Source organism: Microbacterium sp. NPDC060117, from assembly GCF_042729315.1.
In the GTDB taxonomy this organism is placed as follows: Bacteria; Actinomycetota; Actinomycetes; order Actinomycetales; family Microbacteriaceae; genus Microbacterium.
This window is the reverse complement of the sequence record NZ_JBHWXR010000002.1, coordinates 31,503-52,558: the sequence shown is the minus strand read 5'-3', so window position 1 is coordinate 52,558 and position 21,056 is coordinate 31,503. Positions and strand designations below refer to the sequence as shown.

At 68.7% G+C, this 21,056-nt stretch carries 23 protein-coding genes and 1 tRNA gene; 11 read left to right on the top strand and 13 right to left on the bottom strand.

Annotated features, from left to right (window positions below; genetic code table 11):
* Positions 1–40 precede the first annotated feature (40 nt).
* Positions 41–514 carry a carboxymuconolactone decarboxylase family protein gene (locus ACFWCK_RS06385; RefSeq protein ID WP_233309108.1) on the top strand — a complete coding sequence of 158 codons (474 nt, stop codon included), beginning with the start codon at positions 41–43 and terminating at the stop codon, positions 512–514.
* A gap of 21 nt (positions 515–535) precedes the next feature.
* Complete coding sequence (locus tag ACFWCK_RS06380; RefSeq protein WP_378805094.1) at positions 536–904, top strand: UBP-type zinc finger domain-containing protein; 369 nt, start codon at positions 536–538, stop codon at positions 902–904.
* A 10-nt stretch (positions 905–914) separates the two neighbouring features.
* Here ACFWCK_RS06380 and ACFWCK_RS06375 read toward each other — a convergent pair whose 3' ends face one another.
* The 3 genes from ACFWCK_RS06375 to ACFWCK_RS06365 form a co-directional block, all read right to left on the bottom strand.
* On the bottom strand, positions 915–1,574 hold the full coding sequence (locus tag ACFWCK_RS06375; protein ID WP_378805093.1) for a DUF1275 family protein: 660 nt from the start codon (positions 1,572–1,574) through the stop codon (positions 915–917).
* A 118-nt stretch (positions 1,575–1,692) separates the two neighbouring features.
* Positions 1,693–2,730 carry a bifunctional methionine sulfoxide reductase B/A protein gene (locus ACFWCK_RS06370; protein ID WP_378805092.1) on the bottom strand — a complete coding sequence of 346 codons (1,038 nt, stop codon included), beginning with the start codon at positions 2,728–2,730 and terminating at the stop codon, positions 1,693–1,695.
* A 113-nt stretch (positions 2,731–2,843) separates the two neighbouring features.
* On the bottom strand, positions 2,844–4,118 hold the full coding sequence (locus ACFWCK_RS06365; RefSeq protein ID WP_378805091.1) for an MFS transporter: 1,275 nt from the start codon (positions 4,116–4,118) through the stop codon (positions 2,844–2,846).
* Positions 4,119–4,239: 121 nt separating this feature from the next.
* Here ACFWCK_RS06365 and ACFWCK_RS06360 point away from each other — a divergent pair, with 121 nt between their 5' ends.
* On the top strand, positions 4,240–5,229 hold the full coding sequence (locus ACFWCK_RS06360) for an alpha/beta fold hydrolase (RefSeq protein ID WP_378805090.1): 990 nt from the start codon (positions 4,240–4,242) through the stop codon (positions 5,227–5,229).
* Positions 5,230–5,249: 20 nt separating this feature from the next.
* Here ACFWCK_RS06360 and ACFWCK_RS06355 read toward each other — a convergent pair whose 3' ends face one another.
* Both ACFWCK_RS06355 and ACFWCK_RS06350 read right to left on the bottom strand, forming a co-directional pair.
* Positions 5,250–6,077 carry an SDR family NAD(P)-dependent oxidoreductase gene (locus ACFWCK_RS06355; protein ID WP_378805089.1) on the bottom strand — a complete coding sequence of 276 codons (828 nt, stop codon included), beginning with the start codon at positions 6,075–6,077 and terminating at the stop codon, positions 5,250–5,252.
* Between the two features lie 71 nt (positions 6,078–6,148).
* Positions 6,149–6,901: a hypothetical protein gene (locus tag ACFWCK_RS06350; RefSeq protein ID WP_378805088.1), complete on the bottom strand. Its 753-nt coding sequence runs from the start codon at positions 6,899–6,901 to the stop codon at positions 6,149–6,151.
* A gap of 111 nt (positions 6,902–7,012) precedes the next feature.
* On the opposite strand from ACFWCK_RS06350, the gene ACFWCK_RS06345 reads away from it, so the two are divergent.
* Complete coding sequence (locus ACFWCK_RS06345; RefSeq protein WP_378805087.1) at positions 7,013–7,477, top strand: VOC family protein; 465 nt, start codon at positions 7,013–7,015, stop codon at positions 7,475–7,477.
* 23 nt (positions 7,478–7,500) lie between these two features.
* Here the strand turns inward: ACFWCK_RS06345 and ACFWCK_RS06340 are convergent, their stop codons facing one another.
* Entirely contained in the window at positions 7,501–8,037 is a 537-nt protein-coding gene (locus ACFWCK_RS06340; RefSeq protein WP_378805086.1) for a putative immunity protein, read from the bottom strand.
* A gap of 59 nt (positions 8,038–8,096) precedes the next feature.
* Complete coding sequence (locus tag ACFWCK_RS06335) at positions 8,097–8,663, bottom strand: helix-turn-helix domain-containing protein (RefSeq protein ID WP_378805085.1); 567 nt, start codon at positions 8,661–8,663, stop codon at positions 8,097–8,099.
* A 115-nt stretch (positions 8,664–8,778) separates the two neighbouring features.
* Between ACFWCK_RS06335 and ACFWCK_RS06330 the strand changes: the two genes are divergently transcribed.
* Entirely contained in the window at positions 8,779–9,759 is a 981-nt protein-coding gene (locus ACFWCK_RS06330) for an NAD(P)/FAD-dependent oxidoreductase (RefSeq protein ID WP_378805084.1), read from the top strand.
* Between the two features lie 247 nt (positions 9,760–10,006).
* On the opposite strand, the gene ACFWCK_RS06325 is transcribed toward ACFWCK_RS06330, so the two are convergent.
* The 3 genes from ACFWCK_RS06325 to ACFWCK_RS06315 form a co-directional block, all read right to left on the bottom strand.
* Complete coding sequence (locus tag ACFWCK_RS06325) at positions 10,007–11,365, bottom strand: RES domain-containing protein (protein WP_378805083.1); 1,359 nt, start codon at positions 11,363–11,365, stop codon at positions 10,007–10,009.
* Between the two features lie 413 nt (positions 11,366–11,778).
* Positions 11,779–12,888, bottom strand: a complete 1,110-nt coding sequence (locus ACFWCK_RS06320) for a hypothetical protein (protein ID WP_378805082.1) — start codon at positions 12,886–12,888, stop codon at positions 11,779–11,781.
* Between the two features lie 105 nt (positions 12,889–12,993).
* A complete protein-coding gene (locus tag ACFWCK_RS06315) occupies positions 12,994–14,223 on the bottom strand; it encodes a helix-turn-helix domain-containing protein (protein WP_378805081.1) in 1,230 nt (409 codons plus the stop codon).
* A 284-nt stretch (positions 14,224–14,507) separates the two neighbouring features.
* Between ACFWCK_RS06315 and ACFWCK_RS06310 the strand changes: the two genes are divergently transcribed.
* A complete protein-coding gene (locus ACFWCK_RS06310) occupies positions 14,508–15,110 on the top strand; it encodes a site-specific integrase (RefSeq protein WP_378805079.1) in 603 nt (200 codons plus the stop codon).
* A 23-nt stretch (positions 15,111–15,133) separates the two neighbouring features.
* Here ACFWCK_RS06310 and ACFWCK_RS06305 read toward each other — a convergent pair whose 3' ends face one another.
* Positions 15,134–15,865: a hypothetical protein gene (locus ACFWCK_RS06305; protein WP_378805078.1), complete on the bottom strand. Its 732-nt coding sequence runs from the start codon at positions 15,863–15,865 to the stop codon at positions 15,134–15,136.
* A gap of 136 nt (positions 15,866–16,001) precedes the next feature.
* Positions 16,002–16,075 (bottom strand) — tRNA-Pro (locus ACFWCK_RS06300).
* 120 nt (positions 16,076–16,195) lie between these two features.
* On the opposite strand from ACFWCK_RS06300, the gene ACFWCK_RS06295 reads away from it, so the two are divergent.
* From ACFWCK_RS06295 to ACFWCK_RS06280, 4 genes are all read left to right on the top strand, one after another.
* Positions 16,196–16,780 (top strand): GNAT family N-acetyltransferase, encoded by a 585-nt coding sequence (locus tag ACFWCK_RS06295; RefSeq protein WP_378805076.1) that lies wholly within the window; start codon positions 16,196–16,198, stop codon positions 16,778–16,780.
* Between the two features lie 59 nt (positions 16,781–16,839).
* On the top strand, positions 16,840–17,559 hold the full coding sequence (locus tag ACFWCK_RS06290) for a lysoplasmalogenase family protein (protein WP_378805075.1): 720 nt from the start codon (positions 16,840–16,842) through the stop codon (positions 17,557–17,559).
* Complete coding sequence (locus tag ACFWCK_RS06285) at positions 17,556–17,957, top strand: RNA-binding S4 domain-containing protein (protein WP_378805074.1); 402 nt, start codon at positions 17,556–17,558, stop codon at positions 17,955–17,957. The genes ACFWCK_RS06290 and ACFWCK_RS06285 overlap by 4 nt, the downstream gene beginning before the upstream one ends.
* A gap of 79 nt (positions 17,958–18,036) precedes the next feature.
* Positions 18,037–19,533, top strand: coding sequence for a DUF222 domain-containing protein (locus ACFWCK_RS06280; RefSeq protein WP_378805073.1), 1,497 nt, complete (start codon positions 18,037–18,039; stop codon positions 19,531–19,533).
* 41 nt (positions 19,534–19,574) lie between these two features.
* Here the strand turns inward: ACFWCK_RS06280 and ACFWCK_RS06275 are convergent, their stop codons facing one another.
* Positions 19,575–20,534 (bottom strand): NUDIX domain-containing protein, encoded by a 960-nt coding sequence (locus ACFWCK_RS06275; protein ID WP_378805072.1) that lies wholly within the window; start codon positions 20,532–20,534, stop codon positions 19,575–19,577.
* A gap of 83 nt (positions 20,535–20,617) precedes the next feature.
* On the opposite strand from ACFWCK_RS06275, the gene ACFWCK_RS06270 reads away from it, so the two are divergent.
* Entirely contained in the window at positions 20,618–21,037 is a 420-nt protein-coding gene (locus ACFWCK_RS06270) for a GNAT family N-acetyltransferase (protein WP_378805071.1), read from the top strand.
* The last annotated feature ends 19 nt before the right edge of the window (positions 21,038–21,056 follow it).

The window sequence follows — 21,056 nt, the reverse complement described above, 5'->3', positions numbered from 1 at the left end:
GTGAACTCGTCGAGCATCGACGTCGCATGAGAGGAACAGAATGCGCCCCTACCTGGACAAGGCGATCCCCGACGCGTGGAAGGCCGCGTCCGAGTACTCGGACGCGGTCGCGAGGGCGACGGCGGCTCGCGGCCTCACCACCGCCGAGGCCGAGTTCATCAAGGTGCGCGCGTCGCAGATCAACGCGTGCGCGTTCTGCCTCGACCTGCACGCCCGCGAGGCGCGGGGGGCCGGCATCACCCAGCAGAAACTCGATGCGCTGCCCGCGTGGCGCGAGTCCGACCTCTACACCGAGCGGGAGAAGGCCGTGCTCGCGATCGCCGAGGCCGCGACCCGGATGCCGCTCGGCGAGGAGGCGAAGGCCGATCTCGCCGCCGCCCGCGGACTGCTGGGCGACGACGTCTTCGCCGCCGCCGAGTGGGTCGCGCTGACCATCAACATGTTCAACCGCCTCTCGATCCTCAGCGAGCATCCCGTGCGCCCGCGCGACGCCGAAGGCAACCTCATCCGCTGATCCGCACCTCGGAGGTGGGAGATGATCCAGGGAACCGACACGCGGCGACCGCCGTCAGGGCCGGGTTGCGCCGAGTGCGAGCGCGACGCCGGCTGGTGGTTCCACCTGCGCCGATGCATGGAATGCGGGCATGTGGGCTGCTGCGACGACTCCCTCGGGCAGCACGCCACGGCGCACTACACCCAGACGGGCCACCGCTTCATCCAGAGCTACGAGCCCGGCGAGGACTGGTTCTGGGACTACCGCACCGCGCAGGTGGTCGACGGTCCCGAACTCGCCCCGCCGCGGAGCCACCCCGAGAATCAGACCGCACCCGGTCCGGCCGAGCGTCTGCCGGCGGACTGGCAGGACCAGCTCCTCCGCGCCAGAGCGGAGCGTGCTGCGGACTGACCGGACGGACTCAGCCGGTCTGTCCGGCCCGTCCGCGCCGTGACGCCGCTCCGATCGTCACGGCGAGTGCGGCCAGCACCACCGCCGCCCCGAGCAGCGCACCATCGCCGAGCCACTGATGCGCGGCCGCGCCGGCGACGGCTCCGGCGGCCAGCGAGGCCCAGAGCAGCAGCGGACGACGCCACGCGGTCGCGGAACGGCCCGTGACGAGGGCGGCGAGCGCGAGGCCGAGGCTGACGAGCGTGCCCGTCGCGTAGGTGATCGCGATCCGTGCCCTCCCCTCGGCCAGGTAGAGGGTGTTCAGAGCGCCCATCGCACCGGCCAGCAGCGCGAAACGCCACACGGCGTGCGGGAACGCGAATCCGACGGACGCGCACACCGCCACGGCGACGGCGCTCGCCGCGACCACGAGGCCGCGACGCCGAGCGCGCGGCCCCACGACGACCCCGCCCGCGGTGACGCCGACCACGAAGGCGGCGACGAGCGCGAGCGGGAGCAGGGCGCGCAGCGGGCCGTCCGCCCAGATCTCGACTCCCGCCTGCGTGGAGTTGCCGCTCATGAACGAGACGAAGAGCCCGCCGGTCTCGATGAAGCCGACGGCGTCGACGAACCCGGCGACGGCGCTGAGCGCCAGGGAGAGCGCGACCCCGCGCCGGGAGACCTCTCTCACGATTCGGATCCGCTCACTCGCACCGGTCCATCCTGAGGCCGGGTGCGGCTCTGCGGCAAACCGGGAAGAACGTCGGGCCCGCCGGAGGATCCGACGGGCCCGACGCGCGGACGGCGCGCTACTGCGCGACAGCCTCGTTCCGACGCGGCAGCACCCATCCCGCGCGCGGGAAGTGGCACGTGTAGCCTTCGGGGTACCTCACGAGGTAGTCCTGATGCTCGGGCTCGGCCTCCCAGAACGGGCCCTTCGGCTCGATCGTCGTCACGGCCTTGGCCGGCCACAGTCCCGAGGCGTCGACGTCGGCGATCGTGTCGCGGGCGACGCGCTCCTGCTCGGGGCTGAGCGGGAAGATCGCCGAGCGGTAGCTCGTGCCGATGTCGTTGCCCTGGCGGTTCATGGTCGACGGGTCGTGGATCTGGAAGAAGAACGCGAGGATGTCGCGGTACGTGGTCTTCGACGGATCGAAGACGATCTCCACGGCCTCCGCGTGTCCCGGGTGGTTCCGGTAGGTGGCGTGATCGTTGCTGCCGCCCGTGTAGCCGACGCGCGTGCCGAGCACACCCGGCTGGCGGCGGATCAGATCCTCGACCCCCCAGAAGCAGCCGCCGGCGAGGACGGCGGTCTCGGCGCCAGGAACCTGGGCGATGGATCCGGTGTCGGCGGGTCCGCTGGTCATGATGCGTTCTCCTCTGGGGTCTGCGGGGTGGGTGGTCTCGAACAGTCCACGGTACGCGCCGTAGCCCTGCTCCTCGAGCTCGGCGGCGGGGATGAAGCGGAGAGAAGCCGAGTTCATGCAGTATCTCAGCCCTCCGGCGTCCCGCGGGCCGTCGTCGAACACGTGACCGAGGTGGCTGCCGGCTCCGGCGGAGATCGCCTCCGTGCGCACCATGCCGAAGGTGCGGTCGGACTTGGTGGTGACGGCGTCCGCGTCGATCGGCCTGGTGAAGCTCGGCCACCCTGTTCCGCTGTCGAACTTGTCCGTCGACGAGAACAGCGGCTGTCCGGAGACGACGTCGACGTAGATGCCGGGATCGTGGTTGTCCCAGTAGGCGTTGCGGAACGGCGGCTCGGTGCCGCCCTCCTGCGTCACCGCGTACTGGTGCGCGGTGAGCGCGCTCAGCGCCTCATCGGTCCTGCGATAGTCGGTGGGATTCATCGTGATGCTCCTCCTCTGACGCCGCTGGCTGCGGCGTCATCAGGAAGAACCACGATCGCGGCGGATTTGGTCCCGCGAAGCTGTGGCCCTGCTGTGAGTTCCCGGCCCGCGGCTCAGTCGCTCGCGCCGACGGCATCCCTCGGCGTGCGCCCGCCGGCGAGAAGCAGCGTGAACGAGACCAGCACGCACAGGGCGGTCAGGGCGAGGAACGACAGCGTGAACGAGGTTCCCGCCGCGAGCGCGCCGATCGCCAGCGCACCGATCCCGGTGCCCGCGTCGAACGCGACGTTCCACGCGGTGCTGGCGACGCCCTTCGCGTGCTCCCCGGCGACCTCGAACGCACGCACCAGGGTCACGTTCTGCATGGTGCCGAACGCCGTGCCGACGAGGAGCGCACCGCCGATGAGAAGAACCGGGCTCGCGGGACCCGCCACCCCCGAGATCGCGGCCGCGATGGCTCCGAGGCCGAGCGCCGCGATCGCGAGCCCGGGCAGCACGAACCGATCCGCGCCGAATCGGTCGGCGGGGCCCCCGACCGCCCAGCGCGCGAACGCCGCGGCCGCGGTGTAGAGGAACAGGACGACGACCGTGAGCGCCGCATCGGGCACGAACTGAGGCGTGAAGGTGGTGATCGCACCGCCGGCGCACGTGACCGCGGTGAGCGCGAGGATGGGGGGCCAGAGCCGCACGAGTGCGCGACGCTCCTCGGACGGGCTCTCCCGTGGATCAGCCGCCGGTCCGGCACCGCGCCGGAGCCCTCCCGCTGCGGCGGCGCGCGCATGCCGCGCGATCGCGCCGCCCGCGGCGAGCGCGAACGGGACTCCGACCAACGGCAGCCCGGCGACGGTCAGGGCGACCGGCATGCCGGCCTGATCTGCGATCCATGGCGAGATCGGGGTGAGCACGAGCTGGGCGCCTGCGACCGCGAGCCCGTAGGCGCCGATCGCCCGTCCGCGTCGCTCGGGCGGGAACAGCGCGCCGATGGCGGAGGACCCGCTGACGGTGACGATGCCGAACCCGATGCCGCGCACCGCCGCGAGGGCCAGCACCTGCCCGGGCGTCGTCGCGAGGATCTCACCGAGCGCCGGCAGGCCGAGCAGCAGGCATGCGAGCGCGAGGCTGACCCGCCAGCCCATCCACGAACGCATCCGCTCCACTACCAGCTGAGTGAGGATCGTGGCGGCCATCAGCACCGCGTTGACGAGCCCCGCGAGGAGCTCGTCACCGCCGAGCGCGACCATGTGCATCGGCGCCACCGGCAGCATCACCGCGAACCCTGCGAAGGCGAACGTCGTCATCGCCAGCAGCGCGGGCATGCCGGGCTCACGCCACGGCGGGCCCGCGGGGTTCGCGATCCGCACCGCGTCACCCTGATCCTGAGCGCTCATCACCGCGCCACCCTATCGAGTCCTGCGCCAGTGGGCCCGCCCGCGCTGCCGCGCGGCATCGACAGCACGGCCTGCCGGTGCCAGAATTCGGCGTACGGGGGCTGGACGAGGGGACGTCGTCATGGGCAGAGTTCCGAGCGCCCTGCGTATCCGCCCCCGTGCACACGGCGTCTGCACCCTGGTCGTGCTCGCTCTGCTGCTGACGGCGTGCACGGCCGGTGAGGCTCGACCGCAGCCGTCCGCGACGACCACCTCGTCCGCGACGCCGGCAGCTCCCATCGCGGGTCTCTTCGACGTCGGCGGCGGCCGCAGGATCTATCTCGAGTGCCGCGGGAGCGGAGCGGCGACGGTCGTCCTGATCGGCGGACTGCGTGCCGCCGCCGATTACTGGAACCGCACGGACACCAAGCCGATCACGGTGATGCAAGGCATCGGCGAGAGCGCGCGGGTGTGCGCCTACGACCGCCCCGGCACCGTGCGCGAGGGGAACGCGTTCAGCAGATCGGATCCGATCCCGCAGCCTTCCAGCGAGCGCTCGGCAGTCGCCGACCTCCATGCGCTCCTCGCCGCCGCCGACGTGCACGGCCCGTTCGTGCTCGTCGGCCATTCGTACGGCGGCTGCATCGCGCGGTTGTATGCGTCGACCTACCCCGACCAGGTGAAAGGGATGGTGCTGGTCGACGCGCTCTCCGAGGCGGTCGCCGATGCGATGTCGCCTGAACAGTACGCGCAGCTGCAGACGTCCCAGCAGGTGCCCGCGGAGGACATCGCCGCATATCCGGGGATCGAACGGCTGGATTCCGAGGCCGTGAACGCTGAGCTCCGCACGGCACCGCCGATCCGGCCGATGCCGCTCACGGTGCTGTCCGCCGACCGGCTCATCGCCCCGCAGTGGCAGGCGATGATCGACTCCGGCCAGCTGCCGCCCGGGACGCCGAGCGATCTCGGCGCGGCGGTGGACAAGGCGCAGCAGGTCTCGCAGGCCTTTCAGGCTCATCTCGTCCCGGGCACGGTGCACATCACCGACACGCACAGCGGACACGACATCCCGCTGGACAATCCCGTGATCGTGATCGACGCCATCCGCGACGTCGTCGCCAGGACGCGCTGACTTCGCGCCGTCCCGGCGGGTCAGCCCGCCGCGATCCAGGGTCGGGTGAACCCGAGCACGCGCTCGCCGTCGAGATCCGCGAGCGAGACGCCGACGAATGCGGTCGCCGCCTCCGAGCTCTGCCAGCGGAAGCGGTACTCGTCCGCCAGGACCGCTTCGGCGATCGCGGCACCGGCGGACTCCGCGGTCTGCGCGTTCGCGAAAGCCCCCGACGAGCGCGCGACGTAGGCGGCGAGGAGGGATGCATAAGGGCCGCCCTCCTCGGGACGGACGACGTTCGCCACGAAGGAGCTGGCGACCGCCGCCGGCTCGATGACGCTGACGCGGACGCCGAAGCGCTCGGCGACGACGGCGAGGGACTGCATGAACCCCTCGACGGCGAACTTCGCCCCGCAGTACGCGTCCGCGAAGGGCTGCCCGACGGTGCCGCCTACGCTCGTGATGGTGAGGATGCGGCCGCTGCCGCGCTCGCGCATGCCCGGCAGTACGAGCTTGGTGAGGTTCACCGGCGCCAGGTAGTTGACGTCGAGCTGATCCTGCACCTGCTGCATGCTGAGCTGCTCGGCCGTGGCGACGCTGCCGCGGCCGGCGTTGTTCACCAGCACGTGGATTCCGCCGTGTTCCGCCTCGATCTCGGCGACGAGCCGTGCGGCGGCGGCATGATCCACGACATCGAGCGCGCGCACCTCGACCTCGACGCCGGCCGCAGCGGCCGCCTCCCGCAGCTCCCCCGCGCGGCCCACGTCGCGCATCGTGGCGACCACGTGCAGCCCTCGGCGCGCGAGTTCGACCGCGGCGTGCAGCCCCATGCCGGAGGAGGTTCCTGTGATCAGTGCGACGTCGGTCATGCGAGAACACTATGCCCGTCGCGCCCACGCGGAACACCGGATTCTCGCCGCCCGTCCGTGGTCGGCGGGGCTCACTCCCGCCGTGGGGACGCCGCGCCCCGCGGGTACCCGCCGGGCAGGCGGTCCGGCGTCCAAGGACCCCAGTGCGGGGGCGGTCCCTCGCTCGGGCTGAGCGGGGCGTACCGTCGCCAGGCAGTGACGTAACGGAAGCCGGCGTACCAGACGGCCAGCGCCACCACGCAGAGCCCGATCAGCACGCCGGCCACGACCGCGATGACCTTTGGCGCGCCGAGCGCGGTGCACATCCCTCCGACGAACATCCCCGTCACGGTCGCGTTCACGAGCACGCTCAGCATCATCGACGAGCCCAGGATCTGCTCGATCCCGCTGCGATGCCGGAAGAACGAGTACGTCACCCTCATGCCCAGCTCGTCGTCATGCGTCGAGGCGAGGAAGTAGGCGGCGGAACCCGGATCCACGTCCGCGTAGCCGGCACGGATCCGGTTCATCGCCGTGACGTACATGAAGTCCTCTTCCGAGACCACAAGCACGCGCATCAGCGTCAGCAGCCCGACGGCGGCGAGGAAGCCGAGGATCCCGAGAGCGGCCGGAGGGAACCAGTCCGCGAAGTGCGACGCCTGGCCGAGGAGCCCGATCGTGACCAGTCCGGCGGAGACGAGCGTCAGGTGGATCGTGATCCGGGTGAGCACTTCGCTCTGCGCCGTGCTGCGCGCGGCGAGCAGCCCCCAGTGCTCGGTCGCGAGTATCTGCAGCCGGCGCGCGAGGGCCGCGTCGGCGGTGCCATCGTCGACATCCGTCCCCATGATCCATGGTCCCACCGAGGCGGGGACGGCGGAAGGGGCGACGGCCGCGGGACGATGGATCCGGCGGCACGAACCCGGCCCGGTGTCCCGCCGGGCGTGCAGGATGGGGGCATGACATCGCACACCCCCTCCCCGCGGCAGCTGCGCCTGATCATCGAGACCGACGATTTCGACAGCGCGATCCGGTTCTATCGCGACGTGCTCGGGATGCCGGAGCAGCTCGCCTTCGCCACCGAGGGTGACGACCGAGTGGCGATCCTGCATGCCGGCGTCGCCACGATCGAGCTGGCGACGCCGACGCACGCGAAGAACATCGATGACGTCGAGGGGGCGCCGCACACACCGGGAGTGCTGCGGATCGCCCTGGAGGTCGCCGACACCGAACAGGCCGTCGCGGCCGCGCGAGACGGCGGCGCCGAGGTGATCGCCCCGCCCGTGAAGACGCCCTTCCAGAGTCTCAACGCCCGCGTGCAGGGCCCTGCCGGCTGGCAGGTGACCTTCTTCCAGGAGCTCGAGACGCTCGAGGAGCGCGCCGCACGGGAGGGCTTCACGACGGACGACGTGCGCGACCGGTGAACGGCGCGTGACGCGCGCCGCGGTCAGGTCGCGGTCAGCGCGGCCTGGAGTTCGCGGATGGTGACAGCCAGATCTCCGCGCGCGAGCAGTCCGGCACCGAGCGGCCCCGCCCGGTCCTCCCCCAGCGCAGGCAGCTGGGCGAGCGCCGCCCGGACGGGCGCGGTGAGGTGCGCGAGCTGCCAGCGGACCTCGTCCTCCCGCGCACTATCGCGATCGGGCGCCACCAGGCCGGCCGCCTTCGCGGCGTAGGCCGCCGCTCCGAGGGCGTGCGCACCCATGTGCGCCACACCGGACGCCTGGCCCGCTGCCCGCGCTGCGGCGACCGCGGCGGGACCGATCACCGCCTGCGCCGCCCGGCCGGCAACGAAGCGTCGGCGGATCTCTCCCGCCGCATCGAGCTCGCCCCGCCCGAACGCCCTGGCCCGTGCGATCCCGTCCCGCGGGCGGTCGTCATCGGGCGCCTCAGCCTCGAACAGACCGAGCACGCGCTCGGCGCAGTCCGCGGCCCACAGAGCCACGACTCGCCGTTCCGCCTCGCTGAGCGCCTGCCGAGATGCCATCGCCGCCATTCTCGCGCGCAGACGACGGAACAGCGAACGGCGCAGCGGGTCGAGGCAGGTCAGCCGACCGGCCTGCTGTGCCCGCGGCGGGCATCGCGGTCGAATACGCCGAGGATGTCGGCCGGTCCGCCGGCCGCGCCGATCGCGTGCGGGATCATCGTGGGGAACTCGGCGGCCTGGTCCGCCTCGATGAGGAACCGTCGGTTACCCAGGCGCAGGGTGACGGCTCCCGAGAGGACCATCAGCCACTCCTTGCCCGCGTGCGCGCGCAGACCGGTCGGACCATCGGGCACCGGGTCGACGAGGCGTCGGCGCACGACGGTCAGGTTCGGATCGGATCGCATCGGCCAGCGCAGCAGACGTCCGCCCTCCTCCCGGGTGGGTCGGATCACCACATCGGCGACGTCCGTCTCGACGAGCTGATCGAGAGTGGTGTCGAGCGCTCGCGCGAGCGACGCGAGCTGGTCCAGCGCCAAGCGGCGCTGTCCGTTCTCGATGCGACTCAATGTCGAAGCGCTGAGGTGAGAGCGTTCGGCCAGCTCGTCGAGCGACCAGCCCTGCGCGACCCGGAGCGCGCGAAGGCGCTGGCGCACCAGGGCATCCACCGAACCATCTTCTTGCGTCATACGCAAGACTCTATGCGCTTGAGGCATGCACCGTCCTAGCCTGAGGGGCCGAGCCACCCGTCGGCGATCGACCGAATGGCCCGGATAAGCAAGGAAGAACGTGGAGAGGAATGGGATGACGGAGACCGAGGAGCTGCCCCAGGAGATCGTGGATGCCGTGGTGATCGGTGCCGGCCCCGCCGGCCTGAGCGGAGCGGTCACCCTCGCCCGATCACGCCGATCGGTCGTCGTGATCGACAGCGGCGAGCCGCGCAACGCCCCGGCAGAGGGCGTGCACGTGCTGCTCGGCCGCGAGGGTATCGCCCCGCTCGAGCTGCAGGCCCTGGGGCGAGAAGAGGTGCGCGGCTACGGCGGCAGTGTCACGCACGGGACCGTGGCATCCGTGCTGCCCGGAGACCCCGACAGCGCAGAGCCGTTCACCGTCGAGCTCGACGACGGGCGGATCGCCCGCGCGCGACGTCTGCTCGTGGCGACCGGAGTCCGCGACATCCTCCCGGAGATTCCCGGGCTGGCCGAGAACTGGGGCCGAGGCGTCGTTCACTGCCCGTACTGCCACGGCTGGGAGCTGCGGGAGCAGCCGATCGGCGTCCTCGCGACCACAGCCGGATCCGTGCACCAGGCGCTGCTGTTCCGGCAGCTGTCGGACGACGTCGTCTTCTACGCCGCAGGCAGGGACCTCGACGCGGACACGCGGGCGCGGTTCGCCGCACGCGGCATCCGAATCGTGGATGCCCCGGTGGCGGCCGTCGAGTTCGCCGCGGACGGCGTCACCGGCGTTCGCCTCGCGGACGGCAGCGTCGAACCCCGCCGCGCGATCACCGTCGCGAGCATCGTCGAACCCCGCCTGACCGGACTCGACGGGCTCGCCTTGCCACTGGAGGACCTGCCGGGCGGCGCGGGACGGCGCGTCCTCAGCGGCCTGGCCGGCGCCACCACGGTCGCCGGAGTGTGGGTCGCGGGCAACGTCACCGATCCGTTCGCCCAGGTCGGCGCGTCCGCAGCGGCCGGAGTCATGGCCGGGGCGCACATCAACGCGGACCTGATCGCCGCAGAGACGGACCGCGCACTGCACGACCAGGACAGCGCGGCAGCGTGAGCAAAGCGGTCCGCTGAGCCGGGCCCCGACGGCCGACGGCATGCAGAAGGCCCGGAGACTCTGGTGAGTCTCCGGGCCTTTCTCGGTCGGGCTGTTGGCAAAAGCCGTTGTGATGCCCGTTCGTCCCCGCACCCGCGCACGCCGTTCCTACACGACTTCAACGGTTTTCCAACTGCTGTCCAACCAGTCACTACACCGGCCGGAGCAACTCCTTCGACTGTCACGTTCGAGGGACGTGGCTACGTGCTTACCAGCCAGAAGTCATGAACATCGGATTGGGATCGTCTCCCCCCTCCTCGTCGACCTGCTCGATCTCTTGCGCTCGAACGCTGCGGACAACCCTGTGCATGGTGATGTCATCTGCCGATAGCGTGAGCGTCGGATGCCGCTGATTCACACGAGCCAGTTCGGCTGTAGTCGGTGGATCTGACTGAAAGTCTGCGCCGTGACCAAAGAACAGCGCGATATTCCGGGGGCCTGTACTGTCGTCGTTACCCTCCTCTTGGAGGAACGATTTGCCTGGTCCGGCTTCGGCGTTGAGCTTCTCTGTGAGATGGGACGGCCACGCAATGCCGTCGATGTGATCGACCGGAACCCATCGCAGCCACTCGGCGACGACTTGAGTGGGCGTGTAGTCGAACGCTTCTCTTCCGTCGAGCACTACAGGGGCAGTGATCATGTCTGTGAAGTGCTTCTTGAAGCGCGCGAACATCCATCGTCTCCTACTGTCGTGATCCGTTGCGAAGATGCTCGGCAACGTCGTCAGCGGCCGAGTGAAGTCGAGTATCCTCAGTGCCTTCGTAGTTCTGAACGCACCCATGATGGCCTCGTCGTAGTCGGAGTGTAGAGCGATCTCAGCGATTGCGACTTGTGGGTCATCGGCTGAGTAAAAGAGGCTGATCCCAGGCGGGGAAAGGCGACCGTTCTTCGCGAGGTTGGATGGCGCGGGACCTAGCTGGGTACTTGGTTCAGCGCGCACCTCGTCGAGTAGACGGCGAGCATCGTCGGTCATGCGTCCGCGGTACAGCCTCGATCCTGCCGACAGCTCCACCACCAGGTCGGACTCGACGTATGCGAGCAGCGATTCGAGGAACCTTCCGATTCTCGCGGGGGGTTCGTCCTCGAAGCCAGGCCGATCGGATGCTCCGATGACGACGAACCGGCTCTCCGTTCGGACCGTAGCGGAGTAGGCGTGCCAGCCCAGCATCGACGGGTCGATAGTGCCGCTCGGAATCCAGGAATCCGAAGAGTTGATTGCTGCAATCAGACATTCGACGATCTGCATGGCGTACGCAGGATCAATGGCTTCCTCGACGGTCTCGTAGACCACATAGGTGTTGTCGTACTCATCGTCGTACTGCCACGGGTCCCCGCCCCCATCCGTCCACTGGTACAGCCACGTGACCACGTCCCACACCCGAGTTCCGAGTTCGTCCATGGCGACGGCGAAAGGCTCCTCGGAGCGCTCGGACGTTCGCTCGCAGAACGAGCATTCGAACTGGTCCGCGACTTCGCCGAGAGCGTCGCGCAACACGTCGTCTGTGATGTGGCTTAGGCAGACCGTTTCTTTCATTCCGCGGATGCCGTAGAAATCCGATTCCTCCACGCGCTGATGCTATCCGCACTCTCCAACGCGTGGTGAGCCGATGATGTGGCGTCGCCCGCGCGAAAGGTCCAGCATCTCACCGGCCACTTTGGGCGTGGTTCATGATGATTCGCGTCGCCTCAAGCGGCGCAAGGCGAGCGAACTTGCTCTGCAACCATGGCAAGGACGCAACGTTGAGTATTTCCAACGCACCTTGACGAGTCTCAACGGCCAGTCCGCCGCGACGCGATCGTCGTCCAAGCCGGGCTCAGTCGCGCCTCCGATTCGTTGCCATCCATCTTGGGAGCTTGCGTCGGGACACCAGCTTGCTGGGGGTGGAGCCGTCGAGCCATCGTCATATTGACGTCAGCGCGTCCGCCATCTCCTGCACCGACCTCTTCTCGAGGAGTATTGCCGACCTCCAGGACTGTTCGCTAGCCGCGATCAAAAGAAGCTGCATCTCGAAAGGCGCGCACAGCAATGATGATTCGCTCCGGGAACGTAATTGGCGCCGCCCGCTCCGATACCGCCCCTAGCTCTCGGATCTCCCGCACGTTACGCGCATAGGTCCTGGCCACCGACTGCGCGGCAGACTTGGTCGCGGCCCCTCGAAGCGTCCAGTCAACCAAGAATCGTGGACTGCGGCGCCGCCACGATGCGGATCCTGCACAGAAACACATGACCGAGAGAACGCTGATCCCGGCCTCGGGCCCCGACCCGTTGAAGACGTTCGCTACGAGGATTGCTGCGAGCAGATACATGCCCCCTGGAAGACCCCATCCGGCAAACTTGCTTGACCGGTCCTGGGCGATCAGACCGATCTGAACGCCTTGCACACTGACGGCACTCAAGACCAATGCAATCGCCGCAAGCAGCGAGAACAACACGACAACGGAGCCAATCCGAGGAACGACGGCCACAGCGATAGCCGTCCCGATCAAGCCACCGGCGACAGTGTTGGCGATGACTACCAACCAGACTGGCTTTCGCGATCTGTTTCCGAGGTCGCGCAATCGCTGCCGCGCCCCGTCTCGCGAGCTTTCAGCCATCGCCAGGCGCAAGGCGTGCTCCGCGACGACAAACGCACCCAGTTTGGTCGCGAGGAAGAACATGACACCCGAGACGGGCACGATCACGAATAACGCGCCCGCCTGAGCCGGATCCGCAATACAAGTGGCAAGAATGATCGCAAGCGCCGGAACGAGCGCAGCTGTCATCGCCTCGGCGACGGCTCCGAGGATGCGTCGAGTCCGGCCGGCTGTTGTCGCGTCACCAACCAGCTGCCCACCGATCACGATCGCGTAGAAGCCGAGCAGGACTGGGATGTAGACCCCGAACGCCCACCCAATGTGTTGCATCACGGTCTCGCCCATCGCTGGGAGGCAGCTTATGGCTCGCGCGAAGCTGTCAATGCTGCCAGAAAAGGTAAAGATGATGGCTGCCGAGAAGAACACCGCCATCGTCGCCATCCCAGCGATCTCGGATGCCGCTTCTTTCGCAGGACGGGCAGGGGGTAGTTCGCCCGCCGGCGCCAGGTGTCTCATCCCGACACAATACGAGCAGCAGACGACATTAGCTGTTAGTCACTCCGGGCTGACCTGGCGCAGATGAGCCGCGCGAGCCTCCACTCCAGCTCCAGGGACCTGCAACTATGCTTGCGGCGTCGCCACCGCCTTGAATGCACTGAAACTCCCAAGGCCGTGAAGGAGGCCGCCGGCAAGCCGTTCGACGATCGCCTCGGGCGAGTCTTCGATCTCGGCGATGTGTGCTGTCGTAATCGATTGGAAATCGTCAGCCGAATACGGGTGATTCGACACCGAATAGTCCTGCCGTTGGCTCACCTGATAGCTGTAACACCCGGCAATCCCGTCGGCTCGAAATCCGAAGCCCCAGGAGCCGCGATACCCGGTGTGTGACGAGATCCACTGGGCGACTCGCGCCGCCTGCCAAGCGTAGCCAACCGCGCCAAAGTCAAAGATGACTTCGAATGGCTTTGCGCCCATGTACGCCTGGATCTCGTCAGAAAGACGGCCGAGGAGGATGCCGAAGCTGCCGTCGTCGCGGAGCTCGAAGTCGACCAGATACTCCTCGCGCTCATTCCCGTCGAGCTTGGGTACACCGGGCTGCAGGTAGGTCAGCGCCGACCCATCGCGCCGCCTCACCCAATTGGTCCCCGCGCCAAGCGATGGCTCGAAGTTGCGGAACGGTGCAGGAAGCTCCCGCATGGCCCAGGCCACCAACTCAAACGCAGGCGTATTGTTCTGCGCGCGGGACACGTCGAGGAAGGAACCGGCAGGGATCGAAGTCAACGGCACCGCTACGAGATGGAGATGAGCGTGCTCCCGAGCCCGTCCTTCCGGGAGGACTGGCCGCGACGCCCACTCCGCGAGCGTCCTCTCAACGAGAGCGTCCCCCGGCTCGCGCGCTGCGTGCAAGGCGACGACCTCCGCGTCCGTCAACCTTCGTTTAGTGCGGTCTCCTCGAGCGTGATACCGCCCGTCGACCATGTGCGGTGCCTGGCTCGACGGAGGCACCTCGACAAACACGTACCCGGCAGCTGGATCTGTCTCGCTCGGGATATCTCGGACGCGGATGAACAGCGGTGGATCAATCCGGTTTGAAGCAATCTGCTCGATCTTCTCCGCCAGGCCCTCGAGCGGCTGAGGTTCGAGGGAGAACTGCCGTGTGGACTTGTCCTCGGCAACGCCAATGAGAAGCGCGCCACCGTGGATGGCGAAGCTGGCGAGGTCGCGGGCTGTCTCCGCCCGGCCTGAGTCGGTAGCACCGACTTCGCGCTTGACGTCGAGATGGACATTCTCGGCCAGGTTGCCCTCAGCAATCGCCTGCTCAATCTCGGACTCGGTGGTCGGTTTCCACATACGCACAGTTTGACTCATGCCTCAGACAACGAAGCCGTCACCGTCGTTCCGCTAGGCCCGCGGCGGCGGGAGCCAGCTCAACGAAACAGCACGGAGGCCTCTCGCGTCTCCACGTTCGACCAGTCACGCATCCGAAGGAGTTGCTTGACCGCGCGGACTTGTTCGCGTTGGCAACCGCCACGCCGTCACCATCTCCGCAGGAGACATCGGTGCTCCAGACATACAAGGCGGTGGCGGCGGGTGCTGTCCTACGCCCACAAGCACCGTCTCATCTGGTTTGCCCCGTGCTCGTGCGGGTAGCCGCCTTCACCGGTCTGCGCATCGGCGAGGTCGGCGCGTTGCGCATTCGCGACATCGACCTGCGCCCCGGCGAGATCCAGGTGCGCCTGAACCGCGTCGAGACGTCGGAAGGGCTCGACAACGTCTCTCCCAAGAGCCGTGCGGGCAGACGTGACGTGCCGATCCTGGACCACAGACTGCTCCGAGACCTCGCCGTGTATCTCCGAGAGCACCCACACCGCGACAACCTGGAGGCGGACCTGTGGCCGGGGAAGACCCGGGGACCCTCGAAGATCAACTACGCATGTGCGTTCCGGCCGAAGGGCTTCACCGGCAGCACCTTCAAGAAGGCGTGCGACGCGGCAGGGCTCTCGGGCCTGCACTTCCACGAGCTCCGCCACACCTTCGCCACGCTGGCGCTGGAGTCCGGCTTGCTCACCATGTACGAGCTGTCCGTCGCGATGGGTCACGAGAGCGAGAAGGTCACCAACAAGACCTATGCCCACCTGCGCAAGCGCGACCACACCGCCCGCCGTGCAGCGTTCTCGGCGTTCCTGCAAGAGTCGGACGCGCCGTCCGCTCCCATCCGAAGCATCAGCGGAGTCTGACAAAGCACCGAGAGGCCGAAGCGCTAGTCAGTCGCGGGATTCTCTTTCCGCCATTTCGCCTCAGCCTTGCGTATCTCCGACCATGCGGCGAGACCTTTAGCGCCACAGTCACAGTTGCGAGGGTACGAATGGTCGAGGACCTCGGCCGGAGCAAGTCTCTGAGCCAACATCTTCCGTCCCCGTATCTTTGAGCCGAGACGTGAGGTAGATAGACGCATCCGCCAACTAGGATGCGTCAGCCATTGGCCCGTGCCCCAGATCGAAAGCGCACTTTGGACTCGACGGACACGTCGCTGATAGGCGCGATCAGCCTGGAGGTACTCGTCGTTCATCCACGTCTCGTGATCGCGGGTGTAGTGCATCCATGAGTGCAGGATGTTGAACTCATGTTGGAGCGTGAAATGCCAGTCATATATCCACTGCCGCGCCCATGCACTCCTACGCGGCTGGAGCATCATCAGGTCGACGGACTCCTGCACCGCCCAGTTGATCGAATGCATGTCGTAGTGGTGAGCCGTAGCGCCGTGCGGGGGCACGAGGCGCATAAAGGCCACCTGCGGTCCGTCGCTCGATACCCATTCGTCACCGATGCCGAACACGGTCTGCAGCTTTTGCCTAACCCACTCTTGACGAGCGTCGATGGCGCGGTCATTTCGTCCGAACACGCGCTGCATGATAGGGCCGACGACCGCACCGATCACGCCCGAGAGTGCACCGACGAGAACTACTATCCACAGTGGTTCGGCCGAGTTCACACACCCAGCCTAACGATGCCCGAGGACCGCCGCGCCACGGATGCCCGTGGATAACCGGGGTCTTTCTCGGGTCCTCGGCCTCCGGACGGCATGCAGAAGGCCCGGCAGATCCTCAGATCTACCGGGCCCTTCTCGGTCGGGCTGACAGGATTTGAACCTGCGACCCCTTGACCCCCAGTCAAGTGCGCTACCAAGCTGCGCCACAGCCCGTGGACGACCGCGCCGGAGCGCGGGCAACTCCCTTATCGTAGCCGACTCCTGAGGGCTCCGCGAAACCGGCGCGGTCCGGGCGCGGCGCGGATGTCGACGGCGCCGCGTAGGGTCGGGATCATGACCACGATCACGACGAAGGCAGCGACGCCCACGGAGTGGGACGACGTACAGCAGACGCTCACCGGAGGCGGCGACGGTGCCTCATGCCAGTGCGTCTGGCCGGTGCTCCGCAACAAGGACTGGAACGCGACCACGAAGGAGCAGCGGGTCGAGATCCTGCGCGATGAGATCACGACCGGCCCGCCGCCCGGAATCGTCGCGTACGTCGATGGCGAGGCCGCAGGCTGGATCCGCATCGGTCCTCGACCGGCGCAGGCCCGGCTCGGGTACACGCGCACCATCGTCGCCGCGACGCAGGAGCCGCTCGACGACGGCGACGTATGGGCGGTGAGCTGCTTCTCGGTGCGCCGCGACCAGCGCGGCCAGGGGCTGAACGCGGCGCTCCTGGCAGCGGCCGTCGACTACGCCCGCGAGTCGGGCGCGCGCGTCATCGAGGGCTACCCGGTCGACACCTCCGCCGTGAAGGTGTCATCGAACGACCTGTTCCACGGGGCGCTGTCGACCTTCCTCACCGCAGGATTCTCCGTCGTCGGCGAGCTGCGCTCGGGGCGTCCGCTGGTGGCCCTGAACGTCGCCGCATAGCGATACGGGTGGATCCGGTCACGGCGAGCGGCACGTCAGCGCACTCCTACGATGGAGGGATGCAGAGCCGCACCCGACTTCGCGCCCTGTGGCCGTTCGCGCCGTACATCGTCGTCTCGGCGATCCACGTGATCGCGAACGCGACGCACAGCCCGCTCACGACGCCGACCAAGGCGCTCCTCATGCCGCTGCTGGCCCTGCCCGTCCTGCTGGCGTGGAAGACGCTGGCACCGCGGGGCGCCGCTGTCCTGCTGACGGCGGCGTTGGCCTTCTCCTGGCTGGGCGACGAGGCCGGCCTGTTCTTCGCGTTCGCGCCCGAACTGCCGCTCATGCTGGGCTTCTTCGGCCTTGCGCACATCGCCTACATCCTGCTGTTCCTGCGTCACCTCCGCGTGCGCCGACTGCCGATGTGGACCGTCGTCTTCGTGCTCTGGTGGCTGTTCATGATCGCGATCCTCGGCCCGCACACCGGATCCCTGCTCGTCGCCGTCGGCGCGTACGGCATCGTTCTGGCGGGCACGGCGGCGACGTCCGCCCGCTGCCGGACGATGATCGCCTGGGGAGGCGTCTTCTTCCTCTCCAGCGACTCGATCCTCGCGTTCCGCCTGTTCCAGCCCGAGGCGATGCCCGACTGGACCAGCCCCGCGGTCATGGTCACGTACACGATCGGACAGGGCCTGATCGTCGCCGGAGCGCTGCTCGCACTGCGTCACGAGGATCCAGACCCGGCGCACGCCCGCGTCGCACTCGCCGACCGCGACAGGGAGTCGCTCGCATGAGCGTCGAACCGTGGGCGAGCGGGCCCGTTCGCATCGACAGCTGGCTCTGGGCAGTGCGCGTGTTCAAGACGCGCTCCGCCGCGACGACCGCCTGCCGCGCCGGACATGTGCGACTCAACGGCGATGGGGTCAAGGCCGCGCAGACCGTGAAGATCGGCGACGAGCTGCGGATCCGCATCAGCGGGTTCGATCGGATCCTGATCGTCCGCCAGACGCTCGTCAAACGGGTCGGCGCACCCCTCGCCGCCGTCGCTGCCGAGGACCGCACTCCCCCGCGCGACCCGGTCGCCGCCGCAGGCCTCCGAGACCGCGGCGCGGGCCGGCCCACGAAGCGCGAGCGCCGCGACATCGACCGCCTGCGCGGACGCGAGCACGACGGACAGCGCACCGAGTGGTGATAGATAATTCTCCCTTGATCAGGGAGAAAGTCCGCCCGCATCTCTTCCGTTCATCGAACATTTGTTCTATACTGGAGGCATGACCGAAGCCCCGCTCCCGCCCACCGCAGAACGCGGCGCGCTCCTGGATGCGTGGGTGGCGAAGCGGGCCGAGATCGCGCGACTCGAGGGCGAGGCATCCGAGCTGCTCGCCTCCAGGGCCGAGCGCTTCGACGCGGACGTTCGTGCCGACCCTCAGCACCGCGACATGATCCGCCGGTCGATGATCGCGGAGTACTCCGCTGCCGGGCGCATCTCGAAGACCGCCGCGGAACTCGGCTTCAACGACGCGGCGGCGCTGGTCGAGTTCTTCCCCGCGCTGCGGCACGCCCTGCGACGGGGCGCGATCACAGCGCAGCACGTCCGTGTGCTCGTCGCCGCTGCCGCTCCCGTCCGCGAGGCGGTGCTCAACGGGCTCCTCGATGCCGATGCGCTCGCGGTGTACGAGACTGCCGCACTCACGATCGCCGAGCACGAGACACCCGCACGCACCCGACCGCACGCTCGGCAGATCGCCGCGACCCTCGCCGGGGAGAGCATCAGGGAGCGTCACGCCAGGGCTGAGTCCGAACGCCAGATCACGATCCGGCCCCTCGATGACGGTCTGGCTCTGCTGACGGCGGTGCTGCCCGAGTTGTATGCCGTCGCGATCATGGATCGTCTTCGCAGTCTCGCGACGGCCGTCGCGGCTGCGGGGCGGACCCGCCGCGAGAACGATCTCGATCTGATCTTCTCCGATCCGATCTCGGAGCGCTTCGCGGGCGCGGATCCCGACGAGTTCCCGCTCCCCGAGGATCTCCTCCCCGACGACCCTCGACTGGAGACGTACGACCGCATCGCCGCAGCGGGAACATACGCCCTCGACCCGGACCATGACCTGCACGATCCCCAGACCGACACCTGCGCAGCCACCAAGGTCGGCCCCGATGCCCGACCCGAGTTCGTCGCGGCCGACGGCCGGACCCGCCGTGAGATCGAAGCCGACACCTTCATCGATCTTCTGCTCGCCTCGACGCCCTCCGAGGCGCTCGGCACGGGTCTGGGTCGGATCACCGCGACCGTGCAGGTCACGATCGCGGGCACCACGCTCGCCGGCGAGGACGACCGGCTCGCTGAGCTCGACGGGCATGGTCCGCTGCACCCCGACATCGCCCGGGATCTCGCCCGCGAGGCCGGCGGGTGGAACCGGCTGTTCCTGGATGACACCGGAATGGTCACGAAGGTCGACCGCTACACGCCGTCGACGGCGATGAAGCGGTTCCTCCGGGCAAGGGATCAGCGGTGCCGTTTCCCGGGGTGCCAGACTCCCGCCCGCCGCTGCGAGATCGATCACAACGACGACTTCGCCCGGGGCGGATCGACGGAGATCACCAATCTGAGCGACTTCTGTCGGGGTCATCACGCGCTGAAGCATCCCGATATCGACGACGGCCACCGCTGGACCGCTCGGCAGCTCCCCGATGGAACCCTGCGCTGGACGAGTCCGATCGGCCGCACGTACGACGACCACGCACCGCGCCGCGTCATGTTCGCCTGAACTCACGCCGCGGACGTGTGCCCTGCCGGCGGCTGCCGAGGCTACCCGCCCGCCGGCTGCGTCGCCTCATCCAGCTGATCGAGCAGCCAGCGCACCGGCCGCACCTCGGCCGGATCTCCCTCGCCCGACAGCGCCTCGATGCGGGCGGTCAGGGCGCGATCGCTCGTGACGACGAACACGCGGTCGCCCGAAGCCAGGTGTTCGGTGGCGACGTCGACGATCGCGTCATCACCGGCTGCGGGAGCCCGCACGACCTCGACGGCGCACGCCACATCGGCGCTGTCGGCGGGATCCGAGACGTCCCGCGCCGCACCTTCGGCGACGAGCACCACCCGTGGGTGCCAGCGCGTCGAATCCAGCGCGACCCGATCGGCGGAGACGCCTCGACGCGCCCAGGCGTCCAGCCGGTCGCGGAGACGTGCCGTCGCGGAGGCACGGTCCTTCCACCAGCCGTCCGGCACGGATCCGACGACGTTCGCGGCATCGACGACCACCACCGGTCGCAGGTCCAGCAGGGCGCGCAGTTCCGGCCACGCGGCGGCGAAGCCCGGATGCAGCGAGCGACGATCCACCTCATCGACGGGCACCCATTGCAGCGCCAGGCTCTCGGGATCGCTGATCACCGGCTCGAACGGCACCACCACGTCGGCCACCACGGTCGTGTAGCTCCAGATCCCCAGATCCAGCACACTCTCGAAGCGTGCACGGACGGCGCCGTCCGGAACGCCGGCCTCCTCCTGCGCCTCACGGATCGCCCCCTCGCGGGCCGACTCCCCGTCATGCAGGGCTCCCCCGGGCAGCGCCCAGGTTCCGCCGTGGTGCGACCACGCGACCCGATGCTGCAGCAGCACGCCGCGCTCGCGGTCGTACGCGAGCAGCCCCGCGGCTCCGTACCTGCCCCAGTACCGCTCCCCCGTCGGCGCCACCACCCAGGCGTCGCCGCTGTTCAGCGGACCGTGTGGGCGGCGAGGCTCGCCAGGCTCCGGAGGGACGATCGTCACTCCTCCACCTTTTCACACGCCGCCGATCGATGGCTCCGTGCGACGGATCGTTGCACGCCCGCACCGTTGCGAGAATGGTGGGCATGAACGACGCCTACGAGCTGGACGACGATCCCTCCCGCATCCAGACCGAAGCCGTGTGGATCTGGCTCTCGACCGAGGTCTACTGGGGGCGCTGGCGCACGCGCGCCGACGTCGAGACCCAGCTCGCGAACGCATGGCGCGTCGTCGGCGTCTATCGCGCCGACACCGGCGAGCAGGTGGGTTTCGCCCGCGCGGTCTCGGACGGCGTCGGGTTCGCCTACCTCGCCGACGTCTACGTCGACCACGCGCACCGCGGCCACGGCCTCGGCAAGCGCATGATGCAGCTCATGATCGACGACGGCCCGGGTGCGGACATGCGCTGGACGCTGTTCACGAGCGACGCGCACGGCCTCTATCGTCAGTTCGGATTCACCGAGCCCGACCGCACCGCGATGGTGCGCGCCGCGCGTCAGGGCTGACCGGACAGGAACGGCGCCG